The sequence below is a fragment of the Scopulibacillus daqui genome (assembly GCF_016908855.1).
Taxonomy (GTDB): domain Bacteria; phylum Bacillota; class Bacilli; order Bacillales; family Sporolactobacillaceae; genus Scopulibacillus_A; species Scopulibacillus_A daqui.
In genome coordinates this window covers 15,509-33,038 of the sequence record NZ_JAFBER010000004.1, presented here as the reverse complement: position 1 = coordinate 33,038, position 17,530 = coordinate 15,509, and the positions used below count along the sequence as shown (strand labels likewise).

Here is a 17,530-nt window from a genome sequence, read left to right as displayed (position 1 = left end):
GATAATTAAGTTATAATTTAATTTATGAGTTTTGCATCATGAAGGGAGATTACATAGATGTTTGGCGGATTTTCTAGAGATATGGGAATCGACCTAGGAACGGCGAATACGCTCGTTTACGTTAAGGGAAAAGGTGTTATTGTGAGGGAACCCTCAGTAGTAGCATTGCGAACAGATACAGACACAATTGAAGCTGTTGGTAATTCAGCTAAGAATATGATTGGCAGAACTCCAGGAAATATTGTGGCTGTACGTCCAATGAAAGACGGTGTGATTGCCGACTTCGAAACCACTGCAACGATGATGAAATATTTTATTAATCAAGCACAAAAGACACGGTCGGTTTTTACACGCAAACCTAATGTCATGGTATGTGTGCCATCAGGCATTACTGCTGTTGAGAAGCGCGCGGTAGAAGATGCAACAAAGCAAGCGGGCGCAAAAGAGGCTTATACCATTGAGGAGCCGTTTGCGGCAGCGATTGGTGCTGATTTGCCAGTATGGGAACCGACTGGCAGCATGGTCGTGGACATCGGCGGCGGCACAACTGAAGTAGCGATCATTTCGCTTGGCGGCATCGTTACCAGCCAATCGATACGAGTAGCTGGTGATGAGATGGATGACGCCGTGATTCAGTATATTAAGAAGACCTATAACCTCATGATTGGTGAAAGAACTGCTGAAGCCCTGAAACTGCAAATTGGTTCTGCAGGCAAGCCTGAGGATATTGACAGCATGGAAATACGCGGGAGAGACCTATTAACCGGTCTGCCGAAGACGATTGATGTAACAGCAGAAGAGATAGCTGATGCGCTGAGTGATACAGTTGCGGCAATTATTGAAGCTGTTAAGGTCACATTGGAAAAAACGCCTCCTGAACTCGCCGCTGATATTATGGATCGCGGTATCGTACTTACTGGCGGCGGTGCTTTGCTGCGCCATTTAGACCATGTGATCAGCGAAGAAACAAAAATGCCTGTTATAGTAGCTGAAAATCCAATGGATTGCGTTGCTATCGGAACAGGACGTGCACTTGAAAATTTACATCTATTCAAGTCCAAAGCAGGCATTACTTCACGTTCACGATCAAAGTAAGGTAAGTGGGTGTCTTAAATGTCCCCTTTTTTCTCAAATAAAAAACTTATTGTACTCTTAGCAAGCATCATTGTACTCGTTGCATTAATTGGTTTTTCAATTAAACAGCAAACAAAAATGACTTGGGCCGAAGAATTCGTGCATGATACGGTTGGATGGTTTCAACAAATATTCAATAGACCCGCTCAGTATGTGGCGGGTTTCTTCGAGACAATTGAAGACATAGAAAATACTTATAAGGAAAACCGGGCGCTTAAGGCAAATCTTGATAACTATGCGTCTGTTGTTCAAGAAAACCAACAAGTAAAACAAGAAAACCATGAGCTCAAAAAAGAGCTTCATCTGCTCAACGACCCGAGTTTACATGATTATACAAAACATCCTGCATTAGTTATCGCGCGTTCCTACGATAATTGGAATCAAATGATAACGATTAATAAGGGTGCCCAAGACGGCATTAAATCAGGCATGGCTGTCATAACGCCTGATGGTTTCGTCGGCAAAGTGACTAAAGTTAGCCAGTTTACTAGTAATGTCATGCTAGTTACAGATTCTAGCAATGATAATCAAATTGCAAGTATGATACAAGACAAGAAGCAAAATATATACGGTATGATTGAAGGCTATGATCCTAAGAAAAATGTGCTTTCATTTAATAAAGTGCCGGTTAAGTCCAAAATTAAAAAAGGTCAAACGGTTGTTACATCGGGACTTGGCGGTGTCTTTCCTAGGGGACTTGTTATAGGAAAGGTTAAAGATGTTAAAACTGATCAATACGGTTTAACAAAGAACGTTGAAGTTACACCGTCTGCCAAAATAAATGATTTAACGAATGTCATTGTTGTTGAACGTCATGCGACAACCGTCAAAGGGGGATAAGTCTTGAAGCATGTAAAATTATTTCTTATCCTCTTTGTTCTTTTTCTCATTCAAGGGACGGTCATGACCGTTTTTTCCCCTGAATGGTTTGGTTATCACCTAATGATCATCCCGCATTTTGTTTTTGCTGCCGTTATGCTGGTTGCTTTTTTTCTAAATCAAGGAACGGCAGTAAAATACGGGGCAGTCTTTGGTTTTCTCATTGATATTATTTACACAAATGTTTGGGGAGTATACGCGTTTTGTATTGCTTTTACAGCTTATCTCTTGTCTTATTTAACTAAGATTTTTCACATGAATCTTTTTGTTGTGTTTATTATAAGTATGATCGGCGTCTGTCTTTTAGAATTGGAAGTTTACGGCATCTATTCTATTGTTGGTTTAACAAATATCCCATTTGTTCATTTTCTTGAGTATAGGTTGCCGCCGACTGCTGTTTTAAATGGCGTATTTACCATTATCGCCTTTTATCCGCTGCGGCGTTTTTTAGAAAGAATGAGAGAAGAAACGATAGAAGAATAGGCCGCAAAAAAAGGATTCCAATCATAGGATGTTGAATATATCTATGTTGAGGTGAACGCGATCCTATGTCTAATATGCAGCCTTTAGTCACAATCAGAGGAAGGAAAGATGGCCTCGTTCTTTCCTTAAATGATAAATGTTCATATGATAGCCTCATTTTGGAACTGAAAGAAAAGTTATTAGTTGATACTAGAGATCATGAAGGCCCTCTAATTCCAGTTAGGGTTGAAGCGGGATTTCGTTATTTAACGAAAGAACAAAAGGATGAAATAACGGATATTATCCGCTCCAAAAAGAAATTATACGTCGATGAATTCAATTCTCACGTTCTTTCAAAAGAAGAATGTGAGAATCTGTTAAAACAGACCCAGCTGACTTCGAAAACCACAATTGTTCGTTCAGGTCAAGTTTTGGAAATAGAGGGAGATCTGCTTTTAATAGGCGATGTCAATCCTGGTGCCCGCGTGATAGCTACAGGAAGCATATATGTTATGGGGTCATTGCGGGGCATCGCCCACGCTGGAAAGAATGGCAATCACGATGCTGTGATCGCTGCATCTTTGATGAAGCCGACTCAATTACGAATTGGTGAAGTCATCAGCCGTTCACCGGACAATTCAAATGACAGTAAAAACGGTCAAAATACAATGGAATGTGCTTTTGTCGATCCAACAGTTAAACAAATCGCCATAGACCGCATCCAGTCATTGTTTAAAAGGAACAAGCAACTAGCAAGGTTGACATGATGAGAGAGGTGTTGACAAATGGGGGAAGCCATTGTTATAACTTCCGGAAAAGGCGGCGTCGGCAAAACAACAACATCTGCCAATATTGGTACTGTGCTTGCTCTTCAAGGTAAAAAAGTATGCCTGGTTGATACTGATATTGGGCTTCGAAACCTTGATGTTGTCATGGGCTTAGAAAACCGGATCATCTATGATCTTGTTGATGTAGCTGACGGACGCTGCAAACTTAATCAAGCGCTTATTAAGGACAAGCGCTTCGACTGTTTAACTCTGCTTCCAGCTGCCCAAACCAGGGATAAGTCTGCTATTACCCCTGAACAAATGAAGAAAATCATTGATGATTTAAAGCGGGAGTATGACTACATAATTATTGACTGTCCGGCAGGGATTGAACAAGGATATAAGAATGCTGTTGCCGGGGCGGATAAAGCAATTGTTGTCACAACTCCAGAGATTTCTTCGGTTAGAGATGCTGATCGAATTATTGGTTTGCTAGAGCAAGATGAAAATTTATCGTCACCTCGTTTAATTATTAACCGAATTCGCAATCATATGATGAAAAATGGCGATATGTTGGAAATTGATGAAATTATGAATGTGCTTGCTATTGATTTGCTCGGCATTGTTATGGATGATGAAGCGGTCATTTCTGCAACAAATAAAGGGGAGCCGATTGCTCTGAATCCTTCTTCAAAAGCTTCTATCGCTTATCGAAATATCGGCCGGCGCATCTTGGGAGAATCGGTGCCTTTAATGGCTTTAGACGATAAACCCGGATTTTTCCAAAGGGTAAAAAAACTTTTGGGGATGCGGTAATTTTTGAATCAGGCTGGGGAGAATTTCCCCAGCCGTTTTTTTATGTCCTATACCAACCTTTAACCTATAGTCATAACTTGTCCGCAGCCAACATAAATTTTTTATCAAAGACGGTTAAAGGAAGGGTAATCGATGAAACGGATTGATGAAATCAGAAAAAGACATAAGGATAGAAAAAAATCATATGAGCGGCCGAAGAAACATGCAGCCTTTCAATCCAACCACAAATCTCCAGATCATTTTTCAGAATATAGCGGTTTTCAAACAGACAACGGCCAAAACGAATGGCATCCTTTATTTCGTATTCAAACCTTTATCATCAAATGTTTGATTGCTGGCTGTCTAGTGTTAGGCACAGGCATCGTCTACAAGCAATCTAACGGCCATCTGGCAACGATTAAGGATGGCGTGTCGAAAGCTATGAATGATGACTTCAAATTTGCAGAAGTATCAGGATGGTACGAGGATACCTTTGGAAAGCCGCTCGCATTATTGCCTTTTATGGATCAGTCCAAACAGCACAAGGATCAAAGCAAGTCCGGGAAAATGGCTTATGCTGAACCAGTCAGCGGTCAAGTAACCAAAAAATTTTCGGCGGCGAGTAAAGGGGTATTAGTCAAGACATCTGCAAATTCCCAAGTTAAGGCGGTTAAAGATGGCTTTGTTGTATTTGTAGGCAAGAAGGATAAAACAGGTGAAACAGTCATTATTCAACATAAAGACGGCAGCGAATCCTGGTATGGAAAATTAGACAATGTTAATGTAAAGACATATGACTTCGTTAAGAGAGGGCAAAAAGTTGGGACGGTTTCCAAGGGTGATCATAATCAAAAGGGAACCTTCTATTTTGCTTTAAAAGAAGGCAACCATTTCATTGATCCTATCCAGGTGATATCGTTTGAATAATATGTATTTGCCGAAGTTCAAAATCCACCCGGTTTTTTGGTTTGTACTGGCTGCCGGATTAGTCACAGGTCATTTTTGGGAAGTTGTCATCGTTTTTGTAATTGTCTTTATTCACGAATGCGGCCATGCCGTTGCAGCTATGTTGGCAGGCTGGCAAATAACGGCCATTGAATTGCTTCCCTTCGGCGGTGTTGCAAAGGTGGAGAATCATGCCAATCGTCCTCTCAAGGAAGAATTGTTTGTGACTATTGCAGGTCCAATACAGCATTTATGGCTTCCATTTGCATCACGTATGCTCGCTTCTGCAAATTTTTGGAGCGATGCCCATCATCATTTGTTTATCACTTACAATTTAATGATTTTGTTGTTTAATTTGTTGCCTGTATGGCCCTTGGATGGCGGAAAGCTTCTTTATATCCTGTTAATGAAAAGGTTTCCTTTTAAGAAAGCCTACTATTACTCTTTAATCATTTCACTTATCCTGCTTTTGATTCTCACAATTTCACTTTTATGTCTTTATCCTTTCGCACTCAGTTATATGGTTGTTGCCAGTTTTATAGGTGTTTCCATTTATAAAGAATGGAGGCAAAGGCGGTATGTTTTTATGAGATTTTTATTGTCTCGCTGGAGAGAAGAATATCAAAGTGATTACAGTCGCCGCAATAAGCCGATTATCGTCTCATCCCATATGTCTATATCTAGTATTTTGGATTTGTTTTATAAGGGCTTTAATCACCGGATCATTATCCGCAATAAAAATAAACAACGGGTGATCGATGAAGGTGAACTGTTAAACCTTTATTTCAGCGGCAATTATGCACGCCGCAGGATAGGCGAATTTTTCGAAGTCTGCTAGGAGCCGTTTGACTGAAGCACTTTTTATCTAATACAATAAGAACAGTTTCAGAAAGGACAACCGCTCGGGAGGCCCCATTAAATGGCAAAATTAATTATTGATACCCAGCAGCACGCTGAACGTGCTGCTTTAGTTGATGATAAAGAAGTCGTCACTTTCTATATTTCAAGAAGAGACAATCTCCCTGCAATCGGTGATATATATATCGGCAGTGTAAGCAAAGTAAATGACGGCCTTCAAGGCGTATTTGTTGATTTTGGGAATAGCAAACATGGCTTTCTTCACAAACAAGACACGCTGTCATTTGGCAATGAATCTTCCCCTTGTATGCCGCTGTCCAAACACATTCAAAAAGGCGACAGACTGATTGTTCAAGTAGTAAGGGAACAAACGAAACGAAAAGGAGCCAAATTAACGCAATATATCCAACTGTCAAATGATTATATCGTGTATTTGCCTTACAGCGGTTATATTGCCGTATCAAAGCAAATAACGGGACCTTTAAAAGAAAAATTGCGCCATCAAGTGTCCGAATGGTGTTCCGGCCAAGAAGGTGCAATTATAAGAACCAATGCCCGGAATCTTTCGTTAAATGAACTTGAAGCGCAGTTTTTCAAACTAAAAGATTTATGGGGGAGGTTATTGCAGGAGGCGGATGAATCCGGCAGACGAAGTTTTCCTTTATATACATATGATTATTTTGTCCAACGTATAGTAGGTGAAAACACAGCTATTGGTGTCGACGAAATCATTATAAATAAGAAATTAAATGAGCCAGCTTTGAAAAGGATAAATGGGAAAATCAAAATAACTCTAAAGCCAAGCGATAATCTATTTGAACTCTATGGGATTGAGAGCGCCTTTAAAAAGGCTTTGAAAAGAAAAATTTATTTAAAATCCGGCGCTTACATCGTGATAGATTATACTGAATCTTTAACTGCTATCGACGTGAATACAGGCAGGTTTTCAGCTGAAAGTTGGGAAGACACAGCCTTACAAGTTAATTTGGAGGCGGCTGATGAAATTGCTCGGCAGTTAAGGTGGCGGCAAATTGGCGGCATTATCATGATCGATTTTGTTAAAATGGAAAATGAACGTAATCAAACAGCTTTATTGGCTAAACTAAAAGTAAGATTTGCCAATGAAAAAGACACGACTCAAGTATTAGGTTTTACAAAACTTGGACTCGTTGAAATGTCCCGAAAGAAAAACTGGTATGGGCTGCAAGGGGCTGTTCTGGATCATTTATACCGCAACAATTGACAGAACGTTTTTCTCTGTGGTATGATTTTAACGTTAGTTTTTTGGAGCACCCGCTCCAACCGCTCAAAATAGGTTGTTAAATGCATAATAGAGGATGTTCCTTAGGACAATCCCTTATATGCTGCCTATGATGGCGAGTCTGAGATAATAGGGAGGTGCAAATATGTACGCAATTATTGAAACTGGTGGAAAACAACTTAAAGTAGAAGAAGGTCAAGTATTGTATATTGAAAAATTGCATGCTGAACCAGGCGAAACAGTAACATTCGATAAAGTTCTTTTCGTTGGCGGCGACAATGTAAAAGTTGGACAGCCGACTGTTGAAGGTGCTTCAGTTACTGCAAAAGTTGAAGAGCATGGCCGCGGCAAAAAAGTTGTTGTGTTTAAATTCAAACGCAGAAAAAACTACCGCCGCAAGCAAGGTCATCGTCAACCATTTACTAAAGTAACTATTGAAAAAATTAATGCATAGGTTTTCCTATGATTAAAGTAGATGTTCGGCGTAACCAAGAGGGACGCATCCATATTGTAACAATAAAGGGGCATGCGGATGCCGGCCCTCACGGTTACGATCTTATATGTGCAGGCGTGTCTGCCGTTTCTTTTGGTTCATTAAATGCCATACAATCTCTGACCGGTCTGGAGCTTAATGTAAAGCAGGGCGACCAAGGAGGCTTTCTCCGCTGTGATGTTCCCATGGACATACAACCGGAGCATCAAGAGAAAGTTCAATTATTGCTGGAAGGCATGATCGTTTCTTTAAGAACGATTGAAGCTTCATATGGTGAACATATTCAAATTGATGATCATGGGAGGTGACATGAATGCTAAGACTAGATATTCAATTCTTTGCCTCTAAAAAAGGTGTAGGTAGTACAAAGAACGGCCGTGATTCTATTGCGAAACGTCTAGGCGCCAAACGTGCAGACGGTCAATTTGTAACAGGCGGTTCTATTCTTTACCGTCAGCGCGGTACAAAGGTATATCCTGGTGCTAACGTTGGACGCGGCGGTGATGATACGCTATTTGCTAAAATTGACGGTGTAGTTAAATTCGAACGTGTCGGCCGTAACAAAAAGCAAGTCAGTGTTTATCCTGTAGCTAAAGAAGCTTAATATAATGAATTGAAGACGAATAAAAGCAGTGGAGCATATCCACTGCTTTTTTTCTCTAATAAAGCACGAATAATTTTATACGTTAAGCGATAAATTGACAGTAATCGCCATATCCAGCACAGCGGCCAATTCATTGTCTTCAGCATTAGCCGGCCAGGCCTCTGTCTAAACCTATGAAGGCTTGCCAACCGAGAAGTTTTCTATACCTACATAGCCATCATCTTAAGATTTTCTGATATAATTGAACAAAGTCTATTTGAACTCTTAAACGGTATGTTTTAAAGTAAATATGGGAGCCATATGATGATAAATGAAATAGAACTTGTTGAACTGTTAAGAAAAGAACGGCATGAATGGCTGAATGAATTGCAGCTGATTAAAGCTTATCTTTCATTAAATCGTTTTGAAGAGATTGAAAAAGTGATTGAACGCATCATTATAAAATCGAAAAATGAAGCGCAAATATCTAATTTGAACATTCCGAAATGTGCTGCGCTGTTGTTAACATTCAATTGGTATCCTCACTTTTTCAAACTGGAATACGAGGTTATTGGAAGCGGCTTTATGCTAAATAAATATGATGAAGAACTGACAGCTTTATTGAAGCGTTGGCTTAAAGTCTTTGACAGCTGTGCATCAAAAACAATAGAGAACGTGATGACTCTTACCTTTGACATCAAAGAGGAATCAGCAAGACTAATTTTTGATTTTGTCGGATCGCTGACAGACCATCAAAAGATAGAAGAGTTATTACAAGAAGACAGGCTGAATCAATCGTTTTATTTAGTTGAACAATATATTAACGAAACCGAGGCAGTTATTAAATTGCAAATTACTTAATATTGAGGTGGATTGTAGTGTTTGTCGATCAAGTCGATATTTATGTGAAGGGCGGCGACGGCGGAAACGGCATGGCAGCTTTCCGGAGGGAAAAATATGTTCCTAACGGCGGTCCTGCCGGCGGTGACGGCGGTAATGGCGCTGATGTTGTTTTTCAGGTCGATGAAGGATTAAGAACTTTAATGGATTTTCGCTATCAACGGCATTTTAAAGCTCCGCGCGGTGAGAACGGCGGATCTAAAAATCAACACGGCAGGAATGCCAAAGATATGATCGTTAAAGTGCCGCCGGGGACCATTGTCATAGACAAAAAAACCGAACGGATCATAGCGGATTTAACCGAGCAGGGGCAAAAGGCCATTATTGCCAAGGGAGGCCGCGGCGGCCGCGGAAATACCAGATTTGCGACACCGGCTAACCCGGCACCTCACTTATCTGAAAACGGCGAACCAGGCGAAGAGCGCGAAGTCCGGTTAGAACTTAAGTTATTGGCTGATGTAGGTTTAGTTGGATTTCCAAGTGTAGGAAAATCCACGCTCTTATCAGTTGTTTCAGCAGCCAAGCCAAAGGTGGCCGCGTACCACTTTACAACCATAAAGCCTAATTTAGGCGTAGTGTCTCTAGATGATGCCAGAAGCTTTGTTATCGCTGATCTTCCTGGATTGATTGAAGGAGCAAGCCAAGGGGCCGGGCTCGGCCATCAATTTTTGCGGCACATTGAAAGAACGCGGGTCATTATTCATGTGATTGATATGGCCGGAACTGAAGGCCGTGATCCATACGATGATTATCTTAAAATAAATGAAGAATTAAAACATTATCAGCTAAGGCTGCTGGAACGTCCGCAGGTTATTGCTGCAAATAAAATGGACATGCCTGGTGCGGAAGATCATTTAAAACAATTTAAAGAAAAAATTGATAATAAGGTGCCTGTTTTTCCAATTTCTTCGATAACTAGAGAAGGATTGCGAGACCTTATCTATGCAGTGGCTGACTTGCTTGAAAAGACACCGATGTTTCCGATCCATGACATTCAAGAAGAAGAAAATGCAGAGCGGGTAGTGTACAAACTGGAAGAAGAGGAGAAGCCATTTGAAATTACCCGTGGTGATGACGGCGTATTTGTGATCAGTGGTCCAAAAATCGAAAAGCTATTTAAAATGACAGACTTTACCCAAGATGAATCTGTCAGACGTTTTGCAAGGCAGATGCGGGGCATGGGCATTGATGATGCACTCAGAAAACGGGGAATAGAAGATGGCGATACAGTTAGAATTTTGGACTTTGAATTTGAGTTCGTTGATTAAAGAGAATGTTCGAAAAATCAGGGAAGAAAGCTGCAGAATTTGCATGCGCTGATTGGTGATGCGGATGTGATGCGCACTCCTTGTTTTTGGAACACGCATTTAAAGCTCTTAACGGGAGGCTCATATGAAAAAAAGCCAGCAATTCTTTTTGGTTCGCGAGGATGTACTTTCTGAGTCAATGCTTAAAGTCCTAAAGGCCAAAACCCTTTTGGAACGGGGCAAAGCCGAAAATGTTACAGAAGCTGTAAAAAAAGTCGGCCTCAGCCGAAGTGCTTTTTATAAATATCGTGACGGTATTTTTCCGTTTCATAAAGTTGTGAAGGAAAATATTGTTACTTTGCTGTTTCATTTAGAGGACCAGAGAGGCACTCTGACAAGACTTTTAGATATTGTTGCCAAAGCGGGATGCAACGTTCTTACCATTCATCAAACGATTCCCTTGCAAGGCCGGGCTAATGTAACCTTATCCATAGATACAAGCGGAATGGTTATAGATGTTAATCAGCTTCTGGACAGCTTTAAAAAATTAGATGCTGTAGATCAAGTCGATATGATTGGATCAGGCGGGCTATAATAAGTAGCCCGCCTTTTCTAATGACATGATGGCGTCGTCAATAAGTTTTTCAGAATCCGCTTCAATGGTATGCAAGTGCGGCCCTCCAGTCAAAGAAAGCAGAAGAGAAGCATTCATCTTTTTGATATTTTCAATAAAATTTTTAACATCATGGCGGTTTTTAATCATTAATGAAGCTGTAATTTCACCGTAAACAGGATGTTCAACAATAACATTTTTAACTGTCACGCCGTGGTCAACAATAATATTTAATTCATTTTCTGTTTCCTCCCTTGAATGCTGGCAAGCGATAATGCGGCTTATAGATTGCTGCTTATCCATATAAATATACCCTTGGGCAGTAGCCATAATCGGATGATTTCTCGCTTTAAGCAATGATATATCTTGAACAATCACTTGTCTGCTGACATTGGCAAGTTTGGCGAGATGGCTTCCAGTTACAGGGTTCGGACTTTCTTTTAATTGTTTAAGTATAAATGAACGTCTTGTTTCTCCAAGAACTTTTTTTTGCTTTGTCATATTGACACTCCATTTTGCGTTTTAAATACAAGACCATTATATCAAAAAAAATCTTTTAGTGACTTTTCCCCTTCGCAACAGGCGTTTTTTTGAGATTCAATGATCGCAAACTCTCCTTAATATAAAAAAATGTGGCAATCAGCCCAGACCGGCCATATAATGTAATACACGTGTGCAGGAGGGGTTAGAACGTGAAAATTTATGTTGTTCAAAAAGGTGATACGCTGTATAAAATTGCTCAACAGCACGGCATTCCATTAGAAGAATTAAAAAAAATGAATTCTCAATTGAGTAATCCAGATAAAATAATGCCTGGCATGAAGGTTAAGGTCCCTACTGGTTATAAGCCGGTTAAGAAAAAAGAAGAGCCTATGAAAAAGGAGATGCCTATAAAAAAGGAAGAACAAAAAGCCAAAAAAGAAGAGCCCATATATCATGGGAAAAAGGAAATGCCAAAGGCCGAACATCCAGTCGTTTACAAACAATCAAAGAAAACGGCCCCTATATATCCAATAATAGATAACAAAAAAGAAGAAAATTGGAATCTTGATGTTAATCCAAACGTCAATCCAAATATTAATCATAATGCAGATGCCCATGTTAATCCAAACGTCAATCCGAATATTAATCCTAATGCAGGTACTCATGTCAATCCGAACGTCAATCCGAATATTAATCCTAATGCAGGTACTCATGTCAATCCGAACGTCAATCCGAATATTAATCCTAATGCAGGTGCCCATGCTAATCCGAATGTCAATACTAAAATCAATCCTGAAGCTAAGACAGACCAAGAAGACATTCAATATATTAACGAGCCAAATGTGAAATCAAAACCGAACGATAATATTCATGAAATTCCAATGATGGATAACGAATTGCCGAATATTATACATCCTAAAAATGACAGTGACATGATGGATGTTCATCCAAGCATGAATAGTATGCCATTCTGGGAATGGGATTCAAAAATGAACATTAATGAAAAAAAACCAGTTTTAAATAAACCATTGGAAAATCCATGGGACGTCCTAAAAGAGAAGACATTTGATGACTCAAACGATTGGGAAAATCCATATATGTCAAACACATCTTGGCATGGTGCGCATTTTGTTCCTGATAAGCATATATTTGATGAAACGAACGTGAATCCTGAAGCGAATGTATGGCATGATCATGTAAATCCTGAAGCGAATATATGGCATGCTCATGTGAATCCGGAAGCAGAAACATGGGATGGCGCAACTGGGATGTCGGGAGCAAATGTATGGCACGACCATGTGAATCCTGAAAATCCATGGCCCGGCACTCATATTCCTCCCGAAGCAAACGTTTGGCCTGGAAATGTCAATCCGGCAATAAATCCGTGGCATCATGCCAATATTAATCCTGAAACAAATCATTGGTACGGGGCAAATATAAAACATGAAACGGCGTATTATCCGTCTTCAAGCCATTTAAATCCTTACTATCAACATGTTATGAATGTTGGATACTGGGAACCAGTTTATTATGGGCAGCAAATGCCGAATCCAAGTGTTTATCCTAATCAAGAGTACTATGGTTATCAAAATTTGCCTTTGCAAGGAGATTGCGGTTGTCAAGAACAACCTAATATGTATTATCAGCCAGCAATGCACTATCCAGGAACGCATTATTACGATCAAGCGGTTCAGCCGGCGCCTTCGACACCGCCGACGCCTCCGACGCCTCCGGTCAATCGTGAGGAAAGCAATAATCAACGATGGGACAGTTATGCCAACTATCAGGAACCTCCATACCTGCCGCAATTCCCAACACTAAATAAAAAGGATGAGTGACGATTGCGATAAATCGTTCACTCGTCCTTTTGGACTTAGCATCTGAAAAGTTTTGGCTTTAGCTTGCCAAAATAGAGTCAGGGGCATAACAGAAAAAATACATCAAAATTTAACAGTAACACCTTCAACTAACAGTTTAAGTCTAACCTCCTTCAGACATGATATAAAAGAAAGGGGGTTTATTATTTTGAAGAAAACAATCTTAACTTTGTCCACTGCATTAATGTTTAGCGGTGCGCTTGTTGGCTGTGCTGCCAATAATGCTGCCGGTCCTAACAACAGGGCCAACAATATGCGGAACGTCGGTTATTATAATAATCCGGCGCGCAACAATGTTAACTATCCTTATGTCACAAATCGTACACCTACTGATGATTACGGCATTAATGAGCGAGACACCAATTACACTTATGATCGCAATACCGCTACAAGAATTGCGAAAAAGGTCAGCCGAATTAACGGTGTTGAAGACGCTCATGTATTAATCAGAGGAAATACTGTCATAGTAGGCGTCAATGCAACAAAGGGAAGTTTGAAAAATCCTGACTTTATTAACGATGTAACTAAAACTGCAAAGCAATACGCACCTGATAAAGATGTTCGCGTGACAACGGACAGAAATTTGGTTAAAAGAATTCAAAATGTTAACTATCGCTTAAGAACCGGCGGCACTTGGAATGAAGTCAGCTCAGATGTAAGAGCGATTATTAATGATTTGGGAAATGCTGCAAAACGTCCATTTCAAAATAATGTTGGACGCTAGATTGGCTAATGGCAAGGGACATGCTCCCTTGTCTTTTTTTATGTGTAAAAAAACACAGTTTTGCTCCAGGTTTTTACTGTTGGCGGCAGCAGTAGAAAGTTCAGGACTTGCGGGGAGCCATAGTTTTTCTAATTGTTTTCTTTTATGGTATAGTAAAATGTAGAAGCAACATTGAGAGGAGAGTCTTTTATGGCTGGACATTCAAAATGGAAAAATATACAGCACCGTAAAAATGCACAAGATGCAAAACGCGGTAAACTTTTTATGAAATTAGCTAAAGATATCTTTACAGCAGCAAAAACCGGCGGCGGAGATCCAGATACAAACAATGCGCTCAGAACAGCCATTGAAAAAGCCAAAGCCGCTAATATGCCTAATGATAATATCACTCGAGCCATTAATAAAGCTACGGGAAACATTAACGGCGCCACATATGAAGAAATCACCTATGAAGGATACGGACCAGGCGGAACAGCTGTTATGGTTGAAGTTTTAACCGACAATAAGAATCGTTCAGCTTCCGAGGTCCGTCACGCCTTTTCAAAACATGGCGGAAACTTGGGGGAATCCGGTTGTGTGGCCTATATGTTTGATAAGAAAGGCGTTATTACAGTCGAAGCGGCCGACAATGTCGACGAAGAAGCATTGATGCTTGATGCGATTGAGGCGGGAGCCGAGGAAATGGAAAATGAAGACGGTGTCTTTATTATTCTTACGCAACCAGAAGATTTTACTCAAGTACGGGAAACGTTAGAAAGTCAAGGTTACCGTATTGAGGATGCTGAAGTGACAATGATACCAAAGACAACGACAACATTGTCTGAAGCCGATAAAGAAAAAATGATGAAGCTTATTGATGCTTTGGAAGAAAACGACGATGTACAGGACATCTATCATAATTTGAATGAAGATTAATTGTTATCCACGAATTTTAAACCTCTTATTTGGGAAAACTCCTGAATAAGAGGTGATTTGTTTTGATCAAACTCTTATTTTCCTTTTGTATAACTCTTTATATATGCTTTGGTATTGTTCCCAGCAATATTCATTTGGCCAAAGCTGAACAAGACGAGTCAAACGTTTTACATAAACCAATGCCTCGTGTTGTCCGTGTCCATCTAAAAAAAGACTATTTGGACGGCATTTCTATAGAAAGCACAAGAGAAGCCCATTTGTTAAGCGTCAAACAATATGTGGCCGCTTTTGATGATTGGCGGTTAGTAAAGCAAACGAAAGGCAGCCTCTACTTTGAGAAAAAAATAAATGATATTTCTCCCGTCGCAAAAGCGGTCGGCATTTTTGGCTTAACAAATAACGGGACTTTAACTATTTTTGAAGGCAACCCTGATAAGAATCAAATCATCCAAACCTTTTTTCAGATTGATACAAAGGCATTAGAAGTCAATGACTATAAACACCTTAATCAAGGCATCCCTGTTCGTGACAAAAAACATTTTCAACAGGTGATGAAAGCTTTAGCCAAATATGAGGAAAAACATCCTTCTGAGGGTGACCCAAAAGCTTAGCTTTTCAGGGACACCCTCTTTCTTTTTGACATATCTACTTAAATATAAAAAATCTTGCGGGACTTTTGATCCAGCCTCAATTTAATGCATAATGACGGTTTTTCTATCATATTGGCGATAATTATGTTATGATGTAGTTTAGGTAATTTTTATTTTGAAGGGGAAAATGCATTGATTGATTATATAACGGGAACCGTTCAACATATTTCCAGCGAATATATAGTTATCGAAAACAACGGCATCGGCTATCAAATTCTTTGTCCTAATCCTTTTGTCTACCAAAATCATATAGGACAGCAAATAACCATTTATACATATCAATATGTAAGAGAAGATATCATAGCGTTATACGGATTTAAATCAAGAGAAGAACGAACATTGTTTATTCATCTTTTAAGCGTTTCAGGGATTGGTCCGAAAGGCGGTTTGGCGATTCTGGCATCCGGCCAGCCTGAGAACGTTATCCAAGCGATTGAAGAAGAAAATGAACAATATTTAATCAAGTTTCCCGGGATCGGCAAGAAAACAGCAAGGCAAATTATTTTAGACTTAAAAGGCAAGTTTAAAGATTATTTTGGCTTGCTTGCACCGATCGAGGACAATGCCGTTGGGCCAAATGCGGCTCTTGAAGAGGCGCTTGAAGCCTTGAAGGCGCTCGGTTATTCAGAGAGAGAAATTAAGAAGGTACTGCCTAAGTTAGAAAGCAAAGACTTAACGGCTGAGGCATATATTAAGGAAGCTTTAAGGTTGATGCTAAAGAGTTAAGGAGGCCGATCTGAAGATGGAAGAGCGAATGGTTTCAGGTGAATCGATTCCTGAAGAGGAACTTATAGAACGTTCGATTAGGCCGCAAAAACTCGCCGACTATATTGGCCAAGAGCAGGTTAAAGATAATTTGTCTATTTTTATCGAAGCGGCAAAACAAAGACGAGAACCTTTAGACCATGTCTTACTGTACGGACCGCCGGGATTAGGCAAAACAACTTTATCAATGATTATTGCAAGTGAAATGGGGGTTAACATCCGGACAACCTCTGGGCCTGCGATCGAAAGGCCCGGTGATTTAGCAGCTATATTAACTGCTTTGGAACCAGGCGATGTTTTATTTATAGATGAAATTCACCGGTTGAACCGCCATGTCGAAGAAGTGCTTTATCCGGCGATGGAAGACTTTTGTCTTGATATTGTACTGGGAAAAGGCGATACTGCACACTCTGTCCGCATTGATTTGCCGCCGTTTACGCTTATTGGCGCCACAACGCGTACAGGGTATTTATCAGCGCCTTTGCGGGACAGGTTTGGCGTGATCAGCCGTCTAGAGTTTTATACTACAGAGGAGCTTTCGTTAATTATTAAGAGAACGGCACAGATTCTTAAGACAGAGATTGATGAAAGGGCAGCTTACGAAATCGCCAGAAGGTCGAGGGGGACTCCGCGAATCGCCAATCGCCTGTTAAGAAGAATCCGGGATTTTGCCCAAGTCACCAATGATGGGAAAATAGATTGTTTTTTAACGCAGGAATCGCTCAGCCGATTGCAGGTTGATGATCGAGGATTGGATCATATCGATCATCAGCTCCTAAAAGCAATCATTGAAAAGTTTAACGGAGGTCCGGTCGGTCTTGATACGATTGCTGCCACTATCGGTGAGGAGAGGCACACGATCGAGGATGTCTATGAGCCGTACCTTCTCCAAATCGGCTTTATCCAAAGAACCCCTAGAGGCCGAATGGTCACTGAGGCTGTTTATAATCATTTTAATCTTAAAGGACCTTATAACAAATGACTGGTTTTGGCAAACTGATGATGACGGTTGGCATAATTCTGTTTCTTGTGGGGTTCTTTTGGCAGTTTATCGGGAGGCTCCCCGGCGACATTGTTTTTAAAAAAGGGAACACGACCTTTTATTTTCCAGTGATCACGTGTCTCGTCATCAGCATAGTATTGTCTCTTATCTTTTATTTCATTAACAAATTTCGCTGA

General features: G+C 40.3%; 22 protein-coding genes and 1 other annotated feature. Of the genes, 21 read left to right on the top strand and 1 reads right to left on the bottom strand.

Translation table 11 applies throughout. The features are described 5' to 3' along the window. Window positions 1-57: 57 nt before the first annotated feature. The 14 genes from JOD45_RS04525 (at window position 58) to JOD45_RS04460 (ending at window position 10,919) form a co-directional block, all read left to right on the top strand. Entirely contained in the window at window positions 58-1,095 is a 1,038-nt protein-coding gene (locus tag JOD45_RS04525) for a rod shape-determining protein (protein ID WP_205002680.1), read from the top strand. Between the two features lie 18 nt (window positions 1,096-1,113). After that, a complete protein-coding gene (gene mreC / locus JOD45_RS04520) occupies window positions 1,114-1,974 on the top strand; it encodes a rod shape-determining protein MreC (RefSeq protein WP_205002679.1) in 861 nt (286 codons plus the stop codon). Window positions 1,975-1,977: 3 nt separating this feature from the next. Beyond that, a complete protein-coding gene (gene mreD / locus JOD45_RS04515) occupies window positions 1,978-2,496 on the top strand; it encodes a rod shape-determining protein MreD (protein ID WP_205002678.1) in 519 nt (172 codons plus the stop codon). A 65-nt stretch (window positions 2,497-2,561) separates the two neighbouring features. Further along, on the top strand, window positions 2,562-3,242 hold the full coding sequence (gene minC / locus JOD45_RS04510) for a septum site-determining protein MinC (RefSeq protein ID WP_205002677.1): 681 nt from the start codon (window positions 2,562-2,564) through the stop codon (window positions 3,240-3,242). 18 nt (window positions 3,243-3,260) lie between these two features. Continuing rightward, window positions 3,261-4,058 carry a septum site-determining protein MinD gene (minD, locus tag JOD45_RS04505; RefSeq protein WP_205002676.1) on the top strand — a complete coding sequence of 266 codons (798 nt, stop codon included), beginning with the start codon at window positions 3,261-3,263 and terminating at the stop codon, window positions 4,056-4,058. Between the two features lie 132 nt (window positions 4,059-4,190). Beyond that, entirely contained in the window at window positions 4,191-4,964 is a 774-nt protein-coding gene (locus JOD45_RS04500) for a M23 family metallopeptidase (RefSeq protein WP_205002675.1), read from the top strand. Window position 4,965: 1 nt separating this feature from the next. Further along, complete coding sequence (locus JOD45_RS04495; RefSeq protein WP_239549089.1) at window positions 4,966-5,820, top strand: M50 family metallopeptidase; 855 nt, start codon at window positions 4,966-4,968, stop codon at window positions 5,818-5,820. A gap of 81 nt (window positions 5,821-5,901) precedes the next feature. After that, complete coding sequence (locus tag JOD45_RS04490; RefSeq protein ID WP_205002673.1) at window positions 5,902-7,083, top strand: ribonuclease E/G; 1,182 nt, start codon at window positions 5,902-5,904, stop codon at window positions 7,081-7,083. A 47-nt stretch (window positions 7,084-7,130) separates the two neighbouring features. Continuing rightward, window positions 7,131-7,234 (top strand) — a sequence feature (ribosomal protein L21 leader region). 12 nt (window positions 7,235-7,246) lie between these two features. Further along, window positions 7,247-7,555 (top strand): 50S ribosomal protein L21, encoded by a 309-nt coding sequence (gene rplU, locus JOD45_RS04485; RefSeq protein WP_205002672.1) that lies wholly within the window; start codon window positions 7,247-7,249, stop codon window positions 7,553-7,555. Between the two features lie 8 nt (window positions 7,556-7,563). After that, window positions 7,564-7,902 carry a ribosomal-processing cysteine protease Prp gene (locus JOD45_RS04480; protein ID WP_205002671.1) on the top strand — a complete coding sequence of 113 codons (339 nt, stop codon included), beginning with the start codon at window positions 7,564-7,566 and terminating at the stop codon, window positions 7,900-7,902. A gap of 5 nt (window positions 7,903-7,907) precedes the next feature. Continuing rightward, window positions 7,908-8,198 carry a 50S ribosomal protein L27 gene (rpmA, locus tag JOD45_RS04475; protein WP_205002670.1) on the top strand — a complete coding sequence of 97 codons (291 nt, stop codon included), beginning with the start codon at window positions 7,908-7,910 and terminating at the stop codon, window positions 8,196-8,198. Window positions 8,199-8,501: 303 nt separating this feature from the next. Continuing rightward, a complete protein-coding gene (locus tag JOD45_RS04470; protein ID WP_205002669.1) occupies window positions 8,502-9,038 on the top strand; it encodes a Spo0B C-terminal domain-containing protein in 537 nt (178 codons plus the stop codon). A gap of 17 nt (window positions 9,039-9,055) precedes the next feature. Then, the gene (gene obgE, locus JOD45_RS04465; RefSeq protein ID WP_205002668.1) at window positions 9,056-10,345 is read left to right on the top strand and encodes a GTPase ObgE; all 1,290 of its coding nucleotides are present in this window, start codon (window positions 9,056-9,058) and stop codon (window positions 10,343-10,345) included. A gap of 124 nt (window positions 10,346-10,469) precedes the next feature. Beyond that, window positions 10,470-10,919 carry an ACT domain-containing protein gene (locus tag JOD45_RS04460; RefSeq protein WP_205002667.1) on the top strand — a complete coding sequence of 150 codons (450 nt, stop codon included), beginning with the start codon at window positions 10,470-10,472 and terminating at the stop codon, window positions 10,917-10,919. Here JOD45_RS04460 and JOD45_RS04455 read toward each other — a convergent pair. Next, a complete protein-coding gene (locus JOD45_RS04455; RefSeq protein WP_205002666.1) occupies window positions 10,914-11,438 on the bottom strand; it encodes a transcription repressor NadR in 525 nt (174 codons plus the stop codon). The genes JOD45_RS04460 and JOD45_RS04455 overlap by 6 nt on opposite strands. Before the next feature lie 191 nt (window positions 11,439-11,629). Here JOD45_RS04455 and safA point away from each other — a divergent pair, with 191 nt between their 5' ends. The 7 genes from safA (at window position 11,630) to JOD45_RS04420 (ending at window position 17,530) form a co-directional block, all read left to right on the top strand. Next, entirely contained in the window at window positions 11,630-13,258 is a 1,629-nt protein-coding gene (gene safA, locus JOD45_RS04450) for a SafA/ExsA family spore coat assembly protein (protein WP_205002665.1), read from the top strand. Between the two features lie 187 nt (window positions 13,259-13,445). Next, complete coding sequence (locus JOD45_RS04445; RefSeq protein ID WP_205002664.1) at window positions 13,446-14,021, top strand: YhcN/YlaJ family sporulation lipoprotein; 576 nt, start codon at window positions 13,446-13,448, stop codon at window positions 14,019-14,021. Between the two features lie 189 nt (window positions 14,022-14,210). Then, entirely contained in the window at window positions 14,211-14,936 is a 726-nt protein-coding gene (locus JOD45_RS04440; RefSeq protein WP_205002663.1) for a YebC/PmpR family DNA-binding transcriptional regulator, read from the top strand. 62 nt (window positions 14,937-14,998) lie between these two features. Next, window positions 14,999-15,547, top strand: coding sequence for a BofC C-terminal domain-containing protein (locus tag JOD45_RS04435; protein ID WP_205002662.1), 549 nt, complete (start codon window positions 14,999-15,001; stop codon window positions 15,545-15,547). Window positions 15,548-15,718: 171 nt separating this feature from the next. After that, window positions 15,719-16,312 (top strand): Holliday junction branch migration protein RuvA, encoded by a 594-nt coding sequence (gene ruvA / locus JOD45_RS04430; protein ID WP_205002661.1) that lies wholly within the window; start codon window positions 15,719-15,721, stop codon window positions 16,310-16,312. 16 nt (window positions 16,313-16,328) lie between these two features. After that, window positions 16,329-17,333, top strand: coding sequence for a Holliday junction branch migration DNA helicase RuvB (gene ruvB, locus JOD45_RS04425; protein WP_205002660.1), 1,005 nt, complete (start codon window positions 16,329-16,331; stop codon window positions 17,331-17,333). Beyond that, window positions 17,330-17,530: a DUF2905 domain-containing protein gene (locus JOD45_RS04420; RefSeq protein ID WP_205002659.1), complete on the top strand. Its 201-nt coding sequence runs from the start codon at window positions 17,330-17,332 to the stop codon at window positions 17,528-17,530. Before ruvB ends, JOD45_RS04420 begins: the two co-directional genes overlap by 4 nt.